This is a genomic window from Bradyrhizobium sp. NBAIM01 (assembly GCF_020194115.1).
GTDB lineage: Bacteria > Pseudomonadota > Alphaproteobacteria > Rhizobiales > Xanthobacteraceae > Bradyrhizobium > Bradyrhizobium yuanmingense.
Window position 1 is genome coordinate 265293 of record NZ_JADYVU010000005.1, and the last position, 14868, is coordinate 280160.

At 64.6% G+C, this 14868-nt stretch carries 16 protein-coding genes; 9 read left to right on the forward strand and 7 right to left on the reverse strand.

Features of this window, described 5'->3' with window-relative positions:
• Positions 1-23 precede the first annotated feature (23 nt).
• A complete protein-coding gene (locus I6F31_RS19050; RefSeq protein ID WP_057029312.1) occupies positions 24-701 on the reverse strand; it encodes a DnaA/Hda family protein in 678 nt (225 codons plus the stop codon).
• Positions 702-793: 92 nt separating this feature from the next.
• Positions 794-1336, reverse strand: a complete 543-nt coding sequence (locus I6F31_RS19055) for a CDP-alcohol phosphatidyltransferase family protein (protein WP_025035876.1) — start codon at positions 1334-1336, stop codon at positions 794-796.
• 156 nt (positions 1337-1492) lie between these two features.
• On the opposite strand from I6F31_RS19055, the gene purM reads away from it, so the two are divergent.
• Complete coding sequence (gene purM / locus I6F31_RS19060) at positions 1493-2566, forward strand: phosphoribosylformylglycinamidine cyclo-ligase (RefSeq protein ID WP_036000563.1); 1074 nt, start codon at positions 1493-1495, stop codon at positions 2564-2566.
• Between the two features lie 14 nt (positions 2567-2580).
• Positions 2581-3234 carry a phosphoribosylglycinamide formyltransferase gene (gene purN, locus I6F31_RS19065; protein ID WP_036000572.1) on the forward strand — a complete coding sequence of 218 codons (654 nt, stop codon included), beginning with the start codon at positions 2581-2583 and terminating at the stop codon, positions 3232-3234.
• A gap of 87 nt (positions 3235-3321) precedes the next feature.
• On the opposite strand, the gene I6F31_RS19070 is transcribed toward purN, so the two are convergent.
• The gene (locus I6F31_RS19070) at positions 3322-3528 is read right to left on the reverse strand and encodes a cold-shock protein (RefSeq protein WP_027576280.1); all 207 of its coding nucleotides are present in this window, start codon (positions 3526-3528) and stop codon (positions 3322-3324) included.
• A gap of 379 nt (positions 3529-3907) precedes the next feature.
• Here I6F31_RS19070 and I6F31_RS19075 point away from each other — a divergent pair, with 379 nt between their 5' ends.
• Entirely contained in the window at positions 3908-5074 is a 1167-nt protein-coding gene (locus I6F31_RS19075; RefSeq protein ID WP_036000554.1) for an autotransporter outer membrane beta-barrel domain-containing protein, read from the forward strand.
• A 17-nt stretch (positions 5075-5091) separates the two neighbouring features.
• Here the strand turns inward: I6F31_RS19075 and I6F31_RS19080 are convergent, their stop codons facing one another.
• Positions 5092-6132: a LysR family transcriptional regulator gene (locus tag I6F31_RS19080; RefSeq protein ID WP_036000552.1), complete on the reverse strand. Its 1041-nt coding sequence runs from the start codon at positions 6130-6132 to the stop codon at positions 5092-5094.
• A gap of 68 nt (positions 6133-6200) precedes the next feature.
• Between I6F31_RS19080 and I6F31_RS19085 the strand changes: the two genes are divergently transcribed.
• From I6F31_RS19085 to I6F31_RS19105, 5 genes are all read left to right on the forward strand, one after another.
• Positions 6201-6818: a hypothetical protein gene (locus tag I6F31_RS19085; RefSeq protein ID WP_036000548.1), complete on the forward strand. Its 618-nt coding sequence runs from the start codon at positions 6201-6203 to the stop codon at positions 6816-6818.
• Positions 6805-7425, forward strand: coding sequence for a GNAT family N-acetyltransferase (locus tag I6F31_RS19090; protein WP_036000546.1), 621 nt, complete (start codon positions 6805-6807; stop codon positions 7423-7425). Before I6F31_RS19085 ends, I6F31_RS19090 begins: the two co-directional genes overlap by 14 nt.
• A 25-nt stretch (positions 7426-7450) precedes the next feature.
• Positions 7451-8014: an isochorismatase family protein gene (locus tag I6F31_RS19095; RefSeq protein ID WP_225140276.1), complete on the forward strand. Its 564-nt coding sequence runs from the start codon at positions 7451-7453 to the stop codon at positions 8012-8014.
• A 30-nt stretch (positions 8015-8044) separates the two neighbouring features.
• On the forward strand, positions 8045-8215 hold the full coding sequence (locus I6F31_RS19100) for a hypothetical protein (protein WP_225133048.1): 171 nt from the start codon (positions 8045-8047) through the stop codon (positions 8213-8215).
• 196 nt (positions 8216-8411) lie between these two features.
• Positions 8412-9794: an aspartate aminotransferase family protein gene (locus tag I6F31_RS19105; protein WP_225140277.1), complete on the forward strand. Its 1383-nt coding sequence runs from the start codon at positions 8412-8414 to the stop codon at positions 9792-9794.
• Positions 9795-9961: 167 nt separating this feature from the next.
• Here I6F31_RS19105 and rnd read toward each other — a convergent pair whose 3' ends face one another.
• A complete protein-coding gene (rnd, locus tag I6F31_RS19110; RefSeq protein WP_036000537.1) occupies positions 9962-11110 on the reverse strand; it encodes a ribonuclease D in 1149 nt (382 codons plus the stop codon).
• Positions 11111-11461: 351 nt separating this feature from the next.
• Positions 11462-12361, reverse strand: a complete 900-nt coding sequence (locus I6F31_RS19115; RefSeq protein ID WP_036000535.1) for a LysR family transcriptional regulator — start codon at positions 12359-12361, stop codon at positions 11462-11464.
• Between the two features lie 103 nt (positions 12362-12464).
• Here I6F31_RS19115 and I6F31_RS19120 point away from each other — a divergent pair, with 103 nt between their 5' ends.
• Positions 12465-13454 carry a zinc-dependent alcohol dehydrogenase family protein gene (locus tag I6F31_RS19120; RefSeq protein ID WP_225140278.1) on the forward strand — a complete coding sequence of 330 codons (990 nt, stop codon included), beginning with the start codon at positions 12465-12467 and terminating at the stop codon, positions 13452-13454.
• A 76-nt stretch (positions 13455-13530) separates the two neighbouring features.
• Here the strand turns inward: I6F31_RS19120 and I6F31_RS19125 are convergent, their stop codons facing one another.
• Positions 13531-14862, reverse strand: a complete 1332-nt coding sequence (locus I6F31_RS19125) for an ABC transporter substrate-binding protein (protein ID WP_225140279.1) — start codon at positions 14860-14862, stop codon at positions 13531-13533.
• Positions 14863-14868: the final 6 nt, after the last annotated feature.

Consider the following 14868-nt stretch of genomic DNA (forward strand, 5'->3'; position numbering starts at 1 on the left):
CTTCGGGGAGGCCTGCGAGCCTGTCAGGCGTCCCGGAGCAGCTCGGCGGCCAGCGCCCGGGTGACGGGACGGCCGAGCCGCAGGGCTTCGCTGTCGAGCAGCTCGACGGCCCGCCGGGCGGCGGCCGAGGACCGCTCCAGGCGCGTCGCGAGGTAGCCGACCACGCTCTCGTCCACATTGAGCTGGCGGTCGGCGCAGAACTTGACGATGAGGCCGCGGAACAGCTGGTCGTCTGGAGGCAGCAGCGTGACCGCCGGAACGGCCCGCAGGCGCGAGCGCAGGTCGCGAAGCTCGATCGGAAGCGCGGCCGGCGCCTCGCGGCCGGTGAACAGGACGTAGGCGCCGTCCTCGCGGGCGAGGTTCATCAGGTGAAACAGGGCACGCTCGTCGAAGTCCCCAGCCTTGAGATCCTCGACCACCAGCGCGCCGGTGGCGAGCGCACCGGGCACGTCCATCGCGGTCAGCGCATTGGCGGTGGTCGAGCGGGCGCCGGCTTCCTCGGCCCAGATCGCGGCGAGATGGCTCTTGCCGCTTCCTTCCGGGCCCGCCAGCCACATGATCCGGTTCGGCCATTCCGGCCAGCCGTCGATGAGGCCTAGACCGGCCGCATTGGCGGGGCCTTCGAGGAAGTTGTCCCGGCTGAGGCTCTCCGCATGCGGAAGCGCAAACGCCAATTGTCGGGGATGAACGCGGCCTGCCACGCTTGCTCTGCTCCATGCCGGCGCGCCGGCCCGCTTGTAGAGATTCGACTTGATGGTGCGGGACTTGGCCTTTTGCTGGGCTGCTTCCTCGCTCATTTGGCCTCGATCGTGCTCATGTGCCGCAGCCACTCGACGAGATAGAGCGACACGGAGGAGAGCGTGAAGACCGTGACGAGACCCATCAGGATGATATCATAAGGCGCGGGCTTGAAGCCGAAGGCAAGCGCCGCCAGCACCAAAGCTGCGAATGCCACTTGTGCCACCGTGTTGAGCTTGGACACTTTCGACGGCTTCATCTCGACCGGCCGGTCGAACAACCAGGACACGATCACGGCGGCGACAATCATGATGTCGCGCGAGACCACCAGGATCACGATCCAGCGCGGGATCGCACCCCAGATGCCGAGCGCCATGTAGATCGAGACCAGCAGCGCCTTGTCGGCGAGCGGATCGAGCAGGGCGCCGAGCTCGCTCGTCATGTTGAAGCGCTTGGCCAAAAAGCCGTCCACGGCATCGCTGATGCCGGCGATCAGGAAGACGGCGAACGCCACCTCCATTTGGCTCGACACGATGGCCCAGACGATGATCGGGACCAGCATGATGCGGCCCAAGGTAATGATATTCGGAATACTCACGAAAGCGCTTCCCGGCACCGGTTCTGACCTCAAATCCGGCCCGTTGCAGGCTGAACCGGTTGATATGTCTACATAGTATAGCGGGGAGCGCCATGCGAGCCATTGCGCGTCCCCGGAATTCAACGTAACCAGCCGCAAACCCACTGGAAATCGGGCATGACCGACCGCAAAAACGGCCTCACTTACGCCGATTCAGGCGTCGATATCGACGCGGGCAACCGCCTGGTCGACCTGATCAAGCCGATGGTGCGCGCCACCGCGCGGCCGGGCGCCGATGCCGAGATCGGCGGCTTCGGCGGCCTGTTCGACCTCAAGGCGGCCGGCTTCAAGGATCCGGTCCTCGTGGCCGCGACCGACGGTGTCGGCACCAAGGTCAAGATCGCGATCGAGACCGGCCTGCATGGCGGCATCGGCATCGACCTCGTCGCCATGAGCGTCAACGACCTCGTGGTCCAGGGCGCCGAGCCGCTGTTTTTCCTGGACTATTTCGCCTGCGGCAAGCTCGATCCGGAGGCCACGGCCGCCATCGTCGCGGGCGTTGCGGAGGGATGCCGCGAATCCGGCTGCGCTTTGATCGGCGGGGAGACTGCCGAAATGCCCGGCCTCTACAAGGACGGCGACTACGATCTCGGCGGCTTTGCCGTCGGCGCCGCCGAGCGCGGTACGTTGTTGCCGCGCAAGGACATCGCCGCGGGCGATGCCGTGATCGGTCTCGCTTCGTCCGGCGTGCATTCCAACGGCTTCTCCCTGGTCCGCAAGATCGTCGAGCAGTCGGGCCTCGGCTTCGAGGCGCAGGCGCCGTTCGCGCCGGTGATGACGCTCGGCGGCGCGCTGCTGACGCCGACCAGGCTGTACGTGAAATCGTGCCTGCGCGCGATCCGCGAGACCGGGGCGGTGAAGGGGCTCGCCCACATCACCGGCGGCGGCTTCACCGACAACATCCCGCGCGTGCTGCCGAAGCATCTCGGTGTCGGCATCGACCTGGCACGCCTGCCGGTGCTGCCGGTGTTCAAATGGCTGGCGGCCCAAGCCGGCATCGCCGAGCTGGAAATGCTGCGCACCTTCAATTGCGGCATCGGCATGATCGCGATCGTCGAGCCCGACAAGGTCGACAAGGTCGTCGAAGTCTTCACCGACGCAGGCGAGACCGTGGCGCAGCTCGGCACCGTGATTCCGGCCGAGGGCGAGCACCGCGTCGTCTATAACGGCCACCTCGACATGGCGCTTTAATGACTGGCGCCGTGATGAAGCGCCGCGTCGCCATCCTGATTTCCGGGCGCGGCTCCAACATGGCTGCGCTGATCAGGGCAGCCGCCGCCGCGGATTTCCCGGCGGAGATATCGCTCGTCATCTCGAACAAGGCGGATGCGCCCGGGCTCGAACGTGCCAGAGCGAGCGGCGTGACCACCGAGGTGATCGAAAGCAAGCCGTTCGGCAGGGACCGCGCCGGCTTCGAGACGGTGCTGCAGGCCGCGCTCGACAAGCACGGCATCGAGCTGATTTGTCTCGGCGGCTTCATGCGCCTGTTCACGGCCGAGTTCACCAAGGCCTGGTACGGGCGGATGCTCAACATCCATCCCTCGCTGCTGCCATCGTTCCCCGGCCTCGACCCGCACGGCCAGGCCCTGCGCGCCGGCGTCAAGCTCTCCGGCGCGACGGTCCACTTCGTCATTCCCGAGACCGATGCCGGCCCGATCGTGATGCAGGGCGCGGTTCCCGTCAGCGACCACGATACCGCGGAGACGCTGTCCGAGCGCATCCTCGAAGTCGAGCACCGCATCTATCCCGAGGCGCTGCGGCTGCTCGCGGCCGGTAAGGTCCGCATCGAGGGCGATGTCTGCAGGACGGCGGGAAGCGCAGCGTCGGAGAATTTTCTGGTTGCGCCGGTGGCGCGCTGAAGAGTCGTCGCCGTTTCGGCGCCACAAACAAAATCCCCCGGCAGAGCCGGGGGCAACGTCATGATCGCTCGCATGCCGCGAGAGACATCAGGAAACCTTGAGGTTCTCCGCGGATGATTTGCCGCGGTTCTCCACGAGGTCGAATTCAACCACCTGGTTCTCGTTGAGGGTAGAGAGTCCCGCACGCTCGACGGCGGAGATGTGGACGAACACGTCCTTGTCGCTGCCATTCGGCTTGATGAACCCATAGCCCTTTGTCGGGTTGAACCATTTGACGGTGCCCTTTTGCGGCATCGCTCGTCTCCTCCACTAGATATAAAAACGACGCGGCCGCTTTTTCGCGTGCCACGCCACAAACGGGCTCCCGGAAGTCTGTTCGAGTCTTGAGGCGCAATGTCGCGAAACGCACAGCAAACGGCCAATTCCGATTGTGAACGTTATTGCAACATGAAATTCGCCGGCTAGCAAGCCGCGCGCGGATTTCAAGAGCAAGCCAGGTGCCTTCAAGCGCAATTTGCGACCTGTGGCAGCAGAACCACAATCGGTGCAATAGCCTCGGCCGTTATGCGCCAACCGGTTGACCCCTCGTGGCAGTTCGGCCCAAATCGCCGCAAGCGCCGCAGACCGTGTTGCATTTTTGCGCGCCCGCCACTTCGCTTTCGGGATTCATCGCATGCGCTGCGCCGCGCAGCTCTTCGGGACACGGCAGACGATCGGGCTGGACCGCGTCCGCCGGATCGTGGCTGCGCTCGCGATGGCGTTTGCCCTGGTCGTGACGATGGCGGCCGTAACGCCCGGCTTCGCGCAAAGCACGCCCACGCCGACCCCGACGCCCACGCCGACACCCACGCCGTCACCGACCCCGATTCCGTCGCCGACCTCGACCAATCAAAATCAGTCAGCCGGCAACAGCATGCTCAATTTCGGCTCAGGCTTTCTGGAGCGGCTCGGCAATCAGGCCTCGAGCGGCGTCAGCCGGGCGTTCCGCACCAATCCGGGCGGCGGCGGCGCCTCGGTGGCTGCGGAAGATCCGCGCTACCGCACCTGGTTCGAGGGCTATGGCCTGTCGGTCCGCACCGAAGCGCAAGGCGACTTCGTCGGCGACAAGCGCAAGACCTTCGGCGGCGTTGCCGGCTTTGGCGCGCGGCTCGCACCCGGCGTCAACATCGGATTCTCCGTCGACCACAGCCACACCGACATCGACGTGCCGCTGGCGCTGCAATCCGCAACCCTCGATCTCACCCAGCTCGGCTTCAGCGGCTCAATCGACAAGGGCCCGTGGACCTGGGCCTTTGCCATGGTGCACGGCTTCGGCAAGGTCCATTCCAGCCGCGATACCGGCCTTGGCCTTGCGACCGCGCGCTATCGCGCCGCCGTGGACGGCGCGCTGACCGAGATCAGCTATTACTGGACCAAGGACGAGATGCGCATCGTGCCCAAGGGCGCGCTGGAATATGTGCGTGCCACCAGCGCCGCGTTCCAGGAGACCGGCGGGCTCGATCCGCTCAACGTCGGCTCGTCGGCGCTCTCGCGCGCGCGCATCATGCTCGGGGCCGAGGTCGGCCGCTATTTCATCATCGACCAGAAGATCCTGGACCTCTCGGCCTACGGCAAGTTCGTCGACAATTTCCACCAGGACCTCGGATCCATCCAGGTCAGTCTGGGCGCCCAGAACGTCATCGTCCCCGGCATCGGCGAGAGCCGTTACGGCGCGGATGCCGGCGCCTCGGCTTCGCTCAGCCTGACCAACGTGGCGAGGCTCTACGTCAATTACGACGGCAAATTTCGCAACGAGCTCACCTCGCACCAGGGCACGCTCGGCTTCGAATACAAATGGTGAGCTGACGCTCGCCTGCGTTAAGTCGGCGCCGTCGCCACGTATCCCGCCAGGCCAAAGCCCTCGCGCGCCGCCGTCATCATCGGCACCAGCGCGTTCGGATGGATGAACTCGTCGCGGAAGCAGGGATAGGTCCTGGCATCGAAGATCTTCTTCAGCCAGTCGACCACGATCTTGTGCCGCTCGGAGCTGCGGAACTCCTTGTGATAGGTGAGCCAGAGATCGGCGTGATGGCTGACGCCGAGATCGACCGCAACGAGCGGCGCACCGAGCGCGATCGATACCGTCGGCAGGAAGCCGATGCCGGCGCCGCGCTCCACCGCGTAGAGCACGCCCACCGACGAATTGGTCTTGATCCCGACGATGCCTTCGAGCGACTTCAGCCCGAGCACGCGGGCATAGGCGCCGTCGTCGACCTGCGGCGCGCTCTGCTTGATGATGCGGTGATTGTTCAGTTCGGCGAGCGTTGCCGGCACGCCGTAGAGGCTTTCATACTCCTTGGAGACGAAGGGATAGATGTGGAGGCGGCCGAGCTTGGCGACGATCAGATCGGGATTGGTCGGCGGCTCGAGCTGGATCGCGATATCGGATTCGAGCCGCGCGACGTCGGCCTGCTCCATCGCGCAGCGCAGATCGACCGTGATCTTGCGGTACGTCTTCTGGAAGTCGATCAACCGCGGCAGGATCCAGAAATTGCCGGGGCCTTCCGTCACCGCGACGCGAACGGTGCCCGAGGTGTCGTTCGAGGACCGCGCGGCGCGGCGGAAGACGTTGAAGGCATGACGCTCCATATGCGTGACGTCGGCGATCATCGCGGCGCCTTCATCGCTGAGCGTCAGCCCGCTCTGGTCGCGCAGGAACAGCTTGCACCCAATGCTCTCCTCGAGCCGGTCGATGCGGCGCATCAGCGTGGTGGAGGTGAGGCCGAGCTCTTCGGCGGCATTCCGAAAACTTTTAAATTTTGCGCACGCTAAAAACAGCTTCAAATCATCCCAGGACGCGCCCAGGGCTTCTTCACGGTGCTGCATCATCGCAGCACCCCGGTGCAATAACTGCTGCATACTCCTGATCCCCAACCGCTAAGCTCGTCGTAGCGGGGCATGAAAGCCTCGAACGATAGAGGCGCGACATGAGTATGGAAAGGGGCACGTTTGCCGCAAGGCATGATTTCGATGCCTTGCCGCTGAGCCCGGACGTCGACGTCCGCTGTGCGCAATTTTCCGAAATTGGAGCGCTTTCGGAGATGGCGCACCGGCTGGTGCCGGGCGTGCAGATCGGGACGGCGGAGCTTGCCAAATATTACGTCTTCGATCCCCAGAGCATCCTGACATTCAGCCGCAAAGGCAAGCTCGTCGGCGGCATGGCCTTCCTGTTTCTCAATGACCGCGGACATGACGCGCTGCTGCTCGACGAGATTTGCCTCACCGCGCCCGAGACGCGTTATCTCGCATCGGCAGACGAAGACGTCGCTGCCATCTACATCTGGGCGATCGCGGCGACGGGCCGCGGCATCGCCGGTCTCGGTAAGGCCGCGGCTCATCTGCGGCAGATAAGGTTTCGCGATGCGGATTGCTATGCGCAGCCGTCAACGGTGGCCGGACGCGACATCATGAAGGCGACAGGCTTTGCGCCCGTCCCGAGCTTCCAACCCGACCTTTGGTGCTACGAGCGGCCCTGGCATCGACAGCCGATGCGCATGCCGGGAGCGATCATCCAATCAAGGAGCTTTGCAGATGCACGGTACTAGGATTCCAGTCGCCAAGCCCTGTTCCCGCGCTATCACCATCCGCCTCGCGCGCGACCCAAGCGATCTCATGCTGGTGACCGCCATCCGCTCGGCGGTCTACCTCGCCGAGCAGGATTGTCCGTTCGAGGAGGAGTTCGACGGCAACGACATGGTCGCGGCGCATTTCATCGGCTTCGTCGGCAACGAGCCTGCGGGCTGCCTGCGGGTGCGCTTCTTCGGCGATTTCGCCAAGGTGGAGCGGCTTGCGGTGCGTCACCAATATCGGCGCTCGCGCGTCTCGTTCAAGCTGGTGCAGGCCAGTGTCGATTATGTGAAGCGCAAGGGCTTTCGCAAGATCTACGGCCAGGCGCAGGACCGGCTGGTCGATTTCTGGGCCCATTTCGGTGCCAAGCCGCTCGGTCACAACCGCAAGATCACGTTCTCGGATTTCTCCTACACGGAGATGCTGCTGGAGATCGAGCCGGGCCCGGACGCCATCACGCTGGATAGCGATCCCTATGTGATTATTCGTCCCGAGGGCGATTGGGACCGTCCTGGCGTGCTCGATGCCTCGGCCGGGCGGGCGGTGACCTCGCCGCTGCGGGACCTCGCGCTCGCCGACCGCTGAAACAGGTGCAGCTGCGCGCAACTCGATGCTGGTTTCAATGCACGATGATCCGCCGATCCTGGTCTGTGCGGATCTTCAGGTCGAGTACCTGACCCCCGGCCGCCGTCACGTTATCCGCGAGGGCGATGCGACGACAGCGCGCTGCCTGGAACTCCTGACGCTGTGGCGCAGCAATCTATGGCCGGTGATGCATCTGAAGCGCATCGCGCAGGCGGCTTGGTTCAATCCGTCATCCAGGCTGACCGATTGGATCGCGGAGACCAGGCCACAACCGGGCGAGATGACGTTCGAGCACCCACTGCCGTCCGCCTACAGCTCGTCGCGGTTTGGCGGCCACATGTCCGCTATCCGCACCACACGCTGCATCCTGATCGGCTTTTCCCTGGACGAGACCATCCTGGCCACTGCCGTCGAGGGGTTTCACCGCAGTCATCGCTACCATGTGATCACCGACGCGGTGGCTTGCCGGCAGCCGGGCACGGACGATGCCGCGGCCTACCGGCATGCGGTAGTGGATGTCATTGCGAATTTTGCTACAATCCAGTCCAGCGCCGAACTGATCAGAACCAGCGGCGCCGTTGCGGTGTAGGCGGCCGCGGCCGGTCGATGGGGTTGAGAATTGTCGCGGGGAGACGAGCTCAAGGAGCTGGCGAGCGATCTGTCGCATGCCGCCGAGAAGGCGCGCAGACTTGGGCTGCCTACCACGGTCTACTTGCTCTCGATGGCGCTGGTGGAGGTGAGGGAAGCCGTTTCCGCCACCGACGAAGTGGACGACGACGGCGCGGCGTGAGAGCTGCCCAGCCCGATTCTGCGATCCGCGGTCCTATCATGTGCGGCTTTGTGCATCGCTGCTGAGCGCTTGCCGCCGACGAATTGGCATTGCAAGTTTTGCGTCGTGGCAATAGCCAAGTACTTGAGACAAGTACTCGCCATCGAGTGATGACGCCGGCCCGCCGGCGGCGTGACGCTTTTAGGGATCATCGCAAATGTCCATGCTGCCCAATTCGCAAGAGGCCCGGGATGTGGCCTATCAGCTCCATCCCTACACCAATGCGCGCACGCATCAGCAGGCCGGTCCGCTGGTGATCGAGCGCGGCGAGGGGCCTTACGTCTTCGACGCGTCGGGCAAGCGCTATTTCGAAGCCATGGCGGGCCTGTGGAGCGTCGGGCTCGGCTTCAACGAGAAGCGACTGGTCGAGGCGGCGCACAAGCAGATGCAGGCGCTGCCGTTCTACCATACGTTCTCCGCCAAATCGCACGGTCCCTCGATCGACCTCGCCGAGAAACTGGTCGCGCTCGCGCCGGTGCCCATGAGCAAGGTGTTCTTCACCAATTCCGGCTCGGAAGCGAACGACACCGTGTTGAAGCTGATCGCCTATCGCTCCAACGCGCTCGGCCAACCGCAGCGCAAGAAGGTGATCAGCCGCCTGCGTGCCTATCACGGCGTCACCATCGCATCCGCCAGCCTCACGGGCCTGCCGAACAACCACCGCTCGTTCGACCTGCCGCTGCCGAACATCCTGCATACGGGCTCGCCGCACTTCTACAAGGACGGCGCCCCCGGCGAGAGCGAGGAAGCCTTCGCCACGCGCCGGGCCGAGGAGCTCGACGCCCTGATCCAGAAGGAAGGGCCGGATACGATCGCGGCGTTCTTCGGCGAGCCGGTGATGGGGGCGGGCGGTGTCGTGGTGCCGCCGGCGACCTATTGGGACAAGATCCAGAAGGTCCTGAAGAAGTACGACATTCTCCTGGTCGCCGACGAGGTGATCTGCGGTTTCGGCCGCACTGGCAAGATGTTCGGCTGCGAGACCTACGGCATTAAGCCCGATGCGATCGTCGTCTCCAAGCAGATCACATCGAGCTATTTCCCGCTCTCGGCGATCATCCTGAACGACCGCATGTTCGAGCCGATCGCGGACGAGAGCAACAAGATCGGCGTGCTCGGCCACGGCTTCACCGCGGGCGGCCATCCGGTCGGCTCGGCGATTGCGCTGGAGAACCTCAAGATCATCGAGGAGCGCGGCCTCGTCGCACACGCGGCCGAGCTCGGTGGCTACATGCAGGGCCGCTTGCGTGAACTCGCCAGCCACCCGCTGGTCGGCGAGGTCCGCGGCGTCGGCATGATCGCCGCGCTCGAGCTCGTGCTCGACAAGGCGCGCAAGACCGCGGCGGCAACGCCGGGCGCCGTCGGCGGCATCGCCAGCCGCATGCTCCAGGAGCGCGGCGTGATCTCGCGCAACATGCTCGATGCCATCGCGATCTGCCCGCCGCTGATCACGACCAAGATCCAGATCGACGAACTGGTGGACGCGATCTCCGGCGTGCTGAACGACATGAAGAGCGAAGTGGCGAAGCTGACGCCGGCGTAAGGCTTCGTCGCTCTCTCCGTCGTCATTGCGAGGAGCTCTTGCGACGAAGCAATCCAGACTGTTTCCGACGAGGGATTCTGGATTGCTTCCCTGAACCTGTCATCGGGCCGCGCTTCGCGCGGACCCGTTGGCTCGCAATGACGGGAAATCGGCGCGACAGCGTGCCCCTACGCCCGCTGCACCCCGATCACGCGGCCTTTCTCGATCGCGAGCGCGAGCTCGCCGCGCTTGAGCTTCAGCGCGGCGTCGCCGAACAGCTCGCGGCGCCAACCGCGCAAGGCGGGCACGTCGGCCTCATCGTCCGCCGCGATCTCCTCTAAGTCGTCGACGGTCGCGATCACCTTGCTTGCGACTGCGTGGCGCTCGGCGGTCATCCGCAACAGCACCTTCAACAGCTCGACGATGGCGGCGCCGTTGGAATTGTTGCGCGGTTTCTCCAGCTTGGGCAGCTTCGAGAAGTCCCGCGCCAGCCCCCGCTCGACCGCGGCGATGATGTCCGCGCCCCATTTGGATTTCTCGAACCCCTTCGGCACCGAGCGCAGATGGGCGAGCTTCTCCAGCGTGGTCGGCGCGTGGGTCGCGATATCGGTGACGGCTTCGTCGCGCAGCACGCGGCCGCGCGGCACGTCGCGGCTCTGCGCCTCCTGTTCGCGCCAGGCCGCGACCTCCATCAGCACCGCGAGGTCTTTGGGCTTGCGGACCCGCGTCTTCAGGCGCTCCCAGGCGCGCTCGGGATGGAAATCATAGGTGCGGGGGGAGGTCAGGACCTCCATCTCGATGGAGACCCATTCGCTGCGGCGGCGCTTCTTCAGGTCGGCGTCGAGCGCGGCGAACACGTCGCGCAGATGGGTGACGTCGGAGACCGCGTAATGCATCTGCTCCTTGGTCAGCGGCCGGCGCGACCAGTCGGTGAAGCGGTGGGTCTTGTCCGGACGGTGGCCGGTGACCTTCTCGACCAGCGCGTCATAGGCGATGCTGTCGCCGTAACCGAGCACCATCGCAGCCACCTGGGTGTCGAACACCGGGTGCGGGATGATGCCCGCCTGGTGCCAGATGATCTCAATGTCCTGGCGGGCGGCGTGAAACACCTTGAGCACGCCCTCGTTGCCCATCAGCTCGAAGAACGGCTTGAGATCGATCCCCTCGGCCAGGGTGTCGATGACCACGGCTTCCTCGGCGCTGGCCATCTGCACCACGCACAGCAGCGGGTAGTAAGTGGTCTCGCGCAGGAATTCGGTATCGACTGTTATGACGGGGTGCTTGGCCAGCCGGCTGCAGGCAGCCGCGAGGTCAGCGGTGGTGGTAATTAAATCCATGAACGGCCCATGACACTTGGTATCAGCCGTTCCGCCGAAAGTGCTGTGATGTCAAGGGGCTCTAAGCGAATTCGAGCCTTGCATCGGGCCGGAATCGTCCCTTTCCGACGAAATTCCTATTCGTAACGGATCCGGTGCGAGGATTTGCGGGCGCAGGGCAGCGCCACCACGATCACGCACATGGCGACCAAGGCCAATCCCAGGAACTCGAAAACCAACAGATCCACGGCGAAATCTCCAGAAACATTGATAGATTTGTCGGGGGTGCGTTGAGGGTCTGTTAATTGCGATGGTTACCGGCGGCGGGCCGGGGCGGATGGTGGACGAGAAGTTAATTGGGCGCAGCCATGGTCACGCCATCAGCTTCGGCAAGCCGGTCGCGAGGATGTCCACGGCAGCGCGCACCTTCGGCGGCAGCCGGGGTGAGCGCGGCCAGAGAGCGTGGCACTCGTAGAGGAATTGGGGCTGACTGCTGAAGAGATTGACCAGCGCACCCGTGTCGAGGCGCTCGCGGACCAGCCAATAGGGTAGCCAGGCGAGACCCATGCCTTGTGCCGCGGCATCGGCAATCGCCTCCAGGTCGTCAAGTCGGAGCCGGCCCGATGGCATGATCTCGCGCGGAGGCGCGCCCTCCTGCGGAAAGAGCCACGGCCGGACACGCCCTGAGCCGCGATAGATGATCGCTTGATGGGCGGCGAGATCGTCGAGCGATTTCGGTTTGCCGCTCGTGCGCAAATACGACCGGGCGCCACATACCACCATGCGCTGGCTTGCGATGCGCCGTGCGATCAGGCCGGACTGGTCGTCGAGATCGCCGGTTCGGATTGCCAGATCGTAGCCGGCCTCGACGATGTCGGCAATCGGATCGCCGAACGAGAGGTCGAGTTCGAGATGCGGATATTTCCGCGCGAGCTTCATCAGCAACGGCGCAATGCAGTGCCGTCCCAGCAGGGCCGGCATGGTGACGCGCAGCCTGCCGCGCGGCTCCGACAGCTGGTCGGCAACGACGCTATCTGCGGCTTCGGCCTCGCTCAGCACCGCGCGGCAGCGTTCGTAGTAGGCCTGGCCGGCGTCGGTCAGGCTCTGGCGCCGCGTGGTGCGGTTGAGGAGCCGTGCCCCGAGGCGCTCTTCGAGGAAACGGACGTGCTTGCCAACCATCGGCCCCGACATCTCCAGGGCATCGGCCGCAGCCGCAAACGAGCCGAGATCGACGGCCCTGACGAACACGGCCATGCTGGTCAGGCGGTCCATGATTGAAAACTCCTGGTTTCGACTGTTGGCTTGCTTGGGCGATTTATCCCCTTCGCATGGATCGGCATAGCTCTATTCAGTTCAACTGTTTTGGAGTGCATCCATGGCCCGCGTCGTTCGCTTTTATCGCCATGGTGGTCCCGACGTGCTGCGCATCGAAACCATCGATGTTCCGCCACCGGCGACGGGCGAGGTGCAGATCCGGGTCAAGGCACTCGGCCTCAATCGCGCCGAGGCCCTGTTGCGAAGGGGGACCTATATCGAGCGCGCGACATTTCCGTCGGGGCTGGGGGTGGAGGCGGCCGGCATCGTCGATGCGGTCGGGGATGATGTGACGAGCTTTGTGCCGGGCGATGTCGTGAGCATCGTGCCGCCGCTGTCGATGGTGCGATGGCCGGCCTATGCCGAGCTCGCGACGTTTCCGGCCGAACTCATCGTGAAACATCCGCCGGAGCTCGGCTTCAAGAAGGCGGCGGCCGTGTGGATGCAGTATCTGACGGCCTACGGCGCTTTGGTCGACATCGCCCGACTTGGCCGAGGGGACATCGTCGCCATCACCGCTGCATCCAGCAGCGTCGGGATTGCGGCGATTCAGATTGCGAACCGGGTCGGCGCGACGGCGGTCGCGCTGACCAGGACCTCGGCCAAGCTTGGGGCCTTGCGCGATGCCGGCGCGCCTCATGTCGTCGCCTCGGACGAAGACGACATTCGGGCGCGGCTGGAGGCGATCGCCGGATCTAACGGGGTCCGCGTCGTCTTCGACGCCGTCGGTGGTCCCGCGTTCGAGCCGCTGACCGCGGCCATGTCGCCGGGCGGGATCCTGATCGAATATGGTGGATTGAGTCCTGAGCCGACCCCGTTTCCGCTCTTCAACGTGTTGACCAAGAGCCTGGTGCTGCGCGGCTACCTCGTGCACGAGATCATCCGCGATCCCGCGCGCCTTGCGCAGGCCAAGGCGTTCATTCTCGACGGGCTGTCGGATCGCACCTTGCAGCCGGTCATCGCCAGGACGTTCCGCTTCGAGGACATCGTCGAAGCGCATCGGTTTCTGGAGTCGAACGATCAGTTCGGCAAGATCGTGGTGACGATCTGATCGAGCGCATTCCCAACGCATTCGGCGCCCCGCATGACGGGGCGCCGAAGCTTGTTCGTGCGATGGACAGCCGATTTTACGGCAGCTTCAGCGACGTCTCCGCGTTGTATGGCTTCAGCGTCTCGTCGGCGGCTTTCTGGGCGGCGGCGAGAGCTTCCTTCGGCTGCTTCTTGCCGTTGAGGACCAGCATCACCTCGTCCTCGAGGTTCTTGCGCACCGGCACGGTCTTGTAGGTCGCGAACCACGGCTTTGCGACGTCGAGCTGCTCGACGGCGGTCTTGGCGTCCGGGTTCTTGGCCAGGAATTCGACCATCTCCGGCGTCTTGTAGGCGGCCATGTTCGGCGCGAAATAGCCGGTGGCGCGGCTCCACCAGCCGCTCTTCTCCGGCGAGGTCATCCACTTGATCAGCGTCCAGGCGGCCTTCTGCTTGTCGGCCTCAAGCCCGGCCGGCATGATCAGCGAGGCGCCGCCGATCGGCACTGCGTTGCGGACGTTGCGCGGGATGAAGGCGACCTTGTAGGGGAACTTGGCGTTGTCGCGCACATAGGTGAGCGAGCCTGTCGACAGCATCATCATCGCGGCATTGCCCGAGATGAAGGAGGTGCTGACGGCAGGGCCGGGCGTGGCGCCGGGCGTGTGGACCTTGTGCTTGTAAATGAGGTCATTCCACCAGGTGAGCGCGCCGAGCATCGAGGGCGTGTCGTAATAGACCTCGCCGCCGAACTCCTCGTTGTAGTAGCGGCCGCCATTGCTCATCGTGAGCGTTTCCATCATCCAGCCGCAGTAATCGTAGGCGCAGGGGATTGCGATGCCCCATTGGGTCACCTTATCGCCCTCGCGCTTGGTCAGCTTCTTGGCCCAGTCGGTGAGCTCGGCCCAGGTCTGCGGCGGCTTGCTCGGATCAAGGCCCGCTTCCTTGGCCTTGTCGGCGTTGATGTAGAGCAGCGGCGTCGAATTGTGGAACGGCACGCCGTAGACCGAGCGGTTGATCACGGCATTGCCGTGCAGCGCCGGGAAGAACTGGCCGAGGAACTGGTCCTTGGTGGTGCCGTCGGCCTTGATCAGCGCATCGAGATTGGTGAGCTCGTTCTCGATCTGCATGTCGAGCAGGAAGTTCGCTGACATGATCACGGCGGCCGGCGGCTTGCCGGCCTTGATCGCGGCGCGGGTCTTGATCAGCGTGTCGTCATAGGAGCCGGTGTAGACCGCAGTCGCCTTGACGCTGGGATGAGTCTCGTTGAACTCCTTGATCAGGGTGCCCATGTCGCGGGCGAGCTTGCCGTCGACGGGGACGGGAAAGAACAGGTCGACCTCGGTCGGACCTTCGGCCTTGGCCGGAATGGCGAGGACGCCTGCCATGGTACCTACCATGGCAAGGCCGAGCATGAGCCTGCGGGAGAACAGCATCGGAAA

Excerpts from the sequence above, each read along its gene's own strand:
- I6F31_RS19095 (WP_225140276.1), top strand. The coding sequence starts at position 7,451 with ATGCTGGTTTCAATGCACGATGATCCGCCGATCCTGGTCTGTGCGGAT.
- I6F31_RS19085 (WP_036000548.1), top strand. The coding sequence starts at position 6,201 with ATGAGTATGGAAAGGGGCACGTTTGCCGCAAGGCATGATTTCGATGCC.
- I6F31_RS19120 (WP_225140278.1), top strand. The coding sequence starts at position 12,465 with ATGGCCCGCGTCGTTCGCTTTTATCGCCATGGTGGTCCCGACGTGCTG.
- I6F31_RS19080 (WP_036000552.1), bottom strand. The coding sequence starts at position 6,132 with ATGCAGCAGTTATTGCACCGGGGTGCTGCGATGATGCAGCACCGTGAA.
- I6F31_RS19090 (WP_036000546.1), top strand. The coding sequence starts at position 6,805 with ATGCACGGTACTAGGATTCCAGTCGCCAAGCCCTGTTCCCGCGCTATC.
- purM (WP_036000563.1), top strand. The coding sequence starts at position 1,493 with ATGACCGACCGCAAAAACGGCCTCACTTACGCCGATTCAGGCGTCGAT.
- rnd (WP_036000537.1), bottom strand. The coding sequence starts at position 11,110 with ATGGATTTAATTACCACCACCGCTGACCTCGCGGCTGCCTGCAGCCGG.
- purN (WP_036000572.1), top strand. The coding sequence starts at position 2,581 with ATGAAGCGCCGCGTCGCCATCCTGATTTCCGGGCGCGGCTCCAACATG.
- I6F31_RS19105 (WP_225140277.1), top strand. The coding sequence starts at position 8,412 with ATGTCCATGCTGCCCAATTCGCAAGAGGCCCGGGATGTGGCCTATCAG.
- I6F31_RS19125 (WP_225140279.1), bottom strand. The coding sequence starts at position 14,862 with ATGCTGTTCTCCCGCAGGCTCATGCTCGGCCTTGCCATGGTAGGTACC.
- I6F31_RS19075 (WP_036000554.1), top strand. The coding sequence starts at position 3,908 with ATGCGCTGCGCCGCGCAGCTCTTCGGGACACGGCAGACGATCGGGCTG.
- I6F31_RS19070 (WP_027576280.1), bottom strand. The coding sequence starts at position 3,528 with ATGCCGCAAAAGGGCACCGTCAAATGGTTCAACCCGACAAAGGGCTAT.
- I6F31_RS19115 (WP_036000535.1), bottom strand. The coding sequence starts at position 12,361 with ATGGACCGCCTGACCAGCATGGCCGTGTTCGTCAGGGCCGTCGATCTC.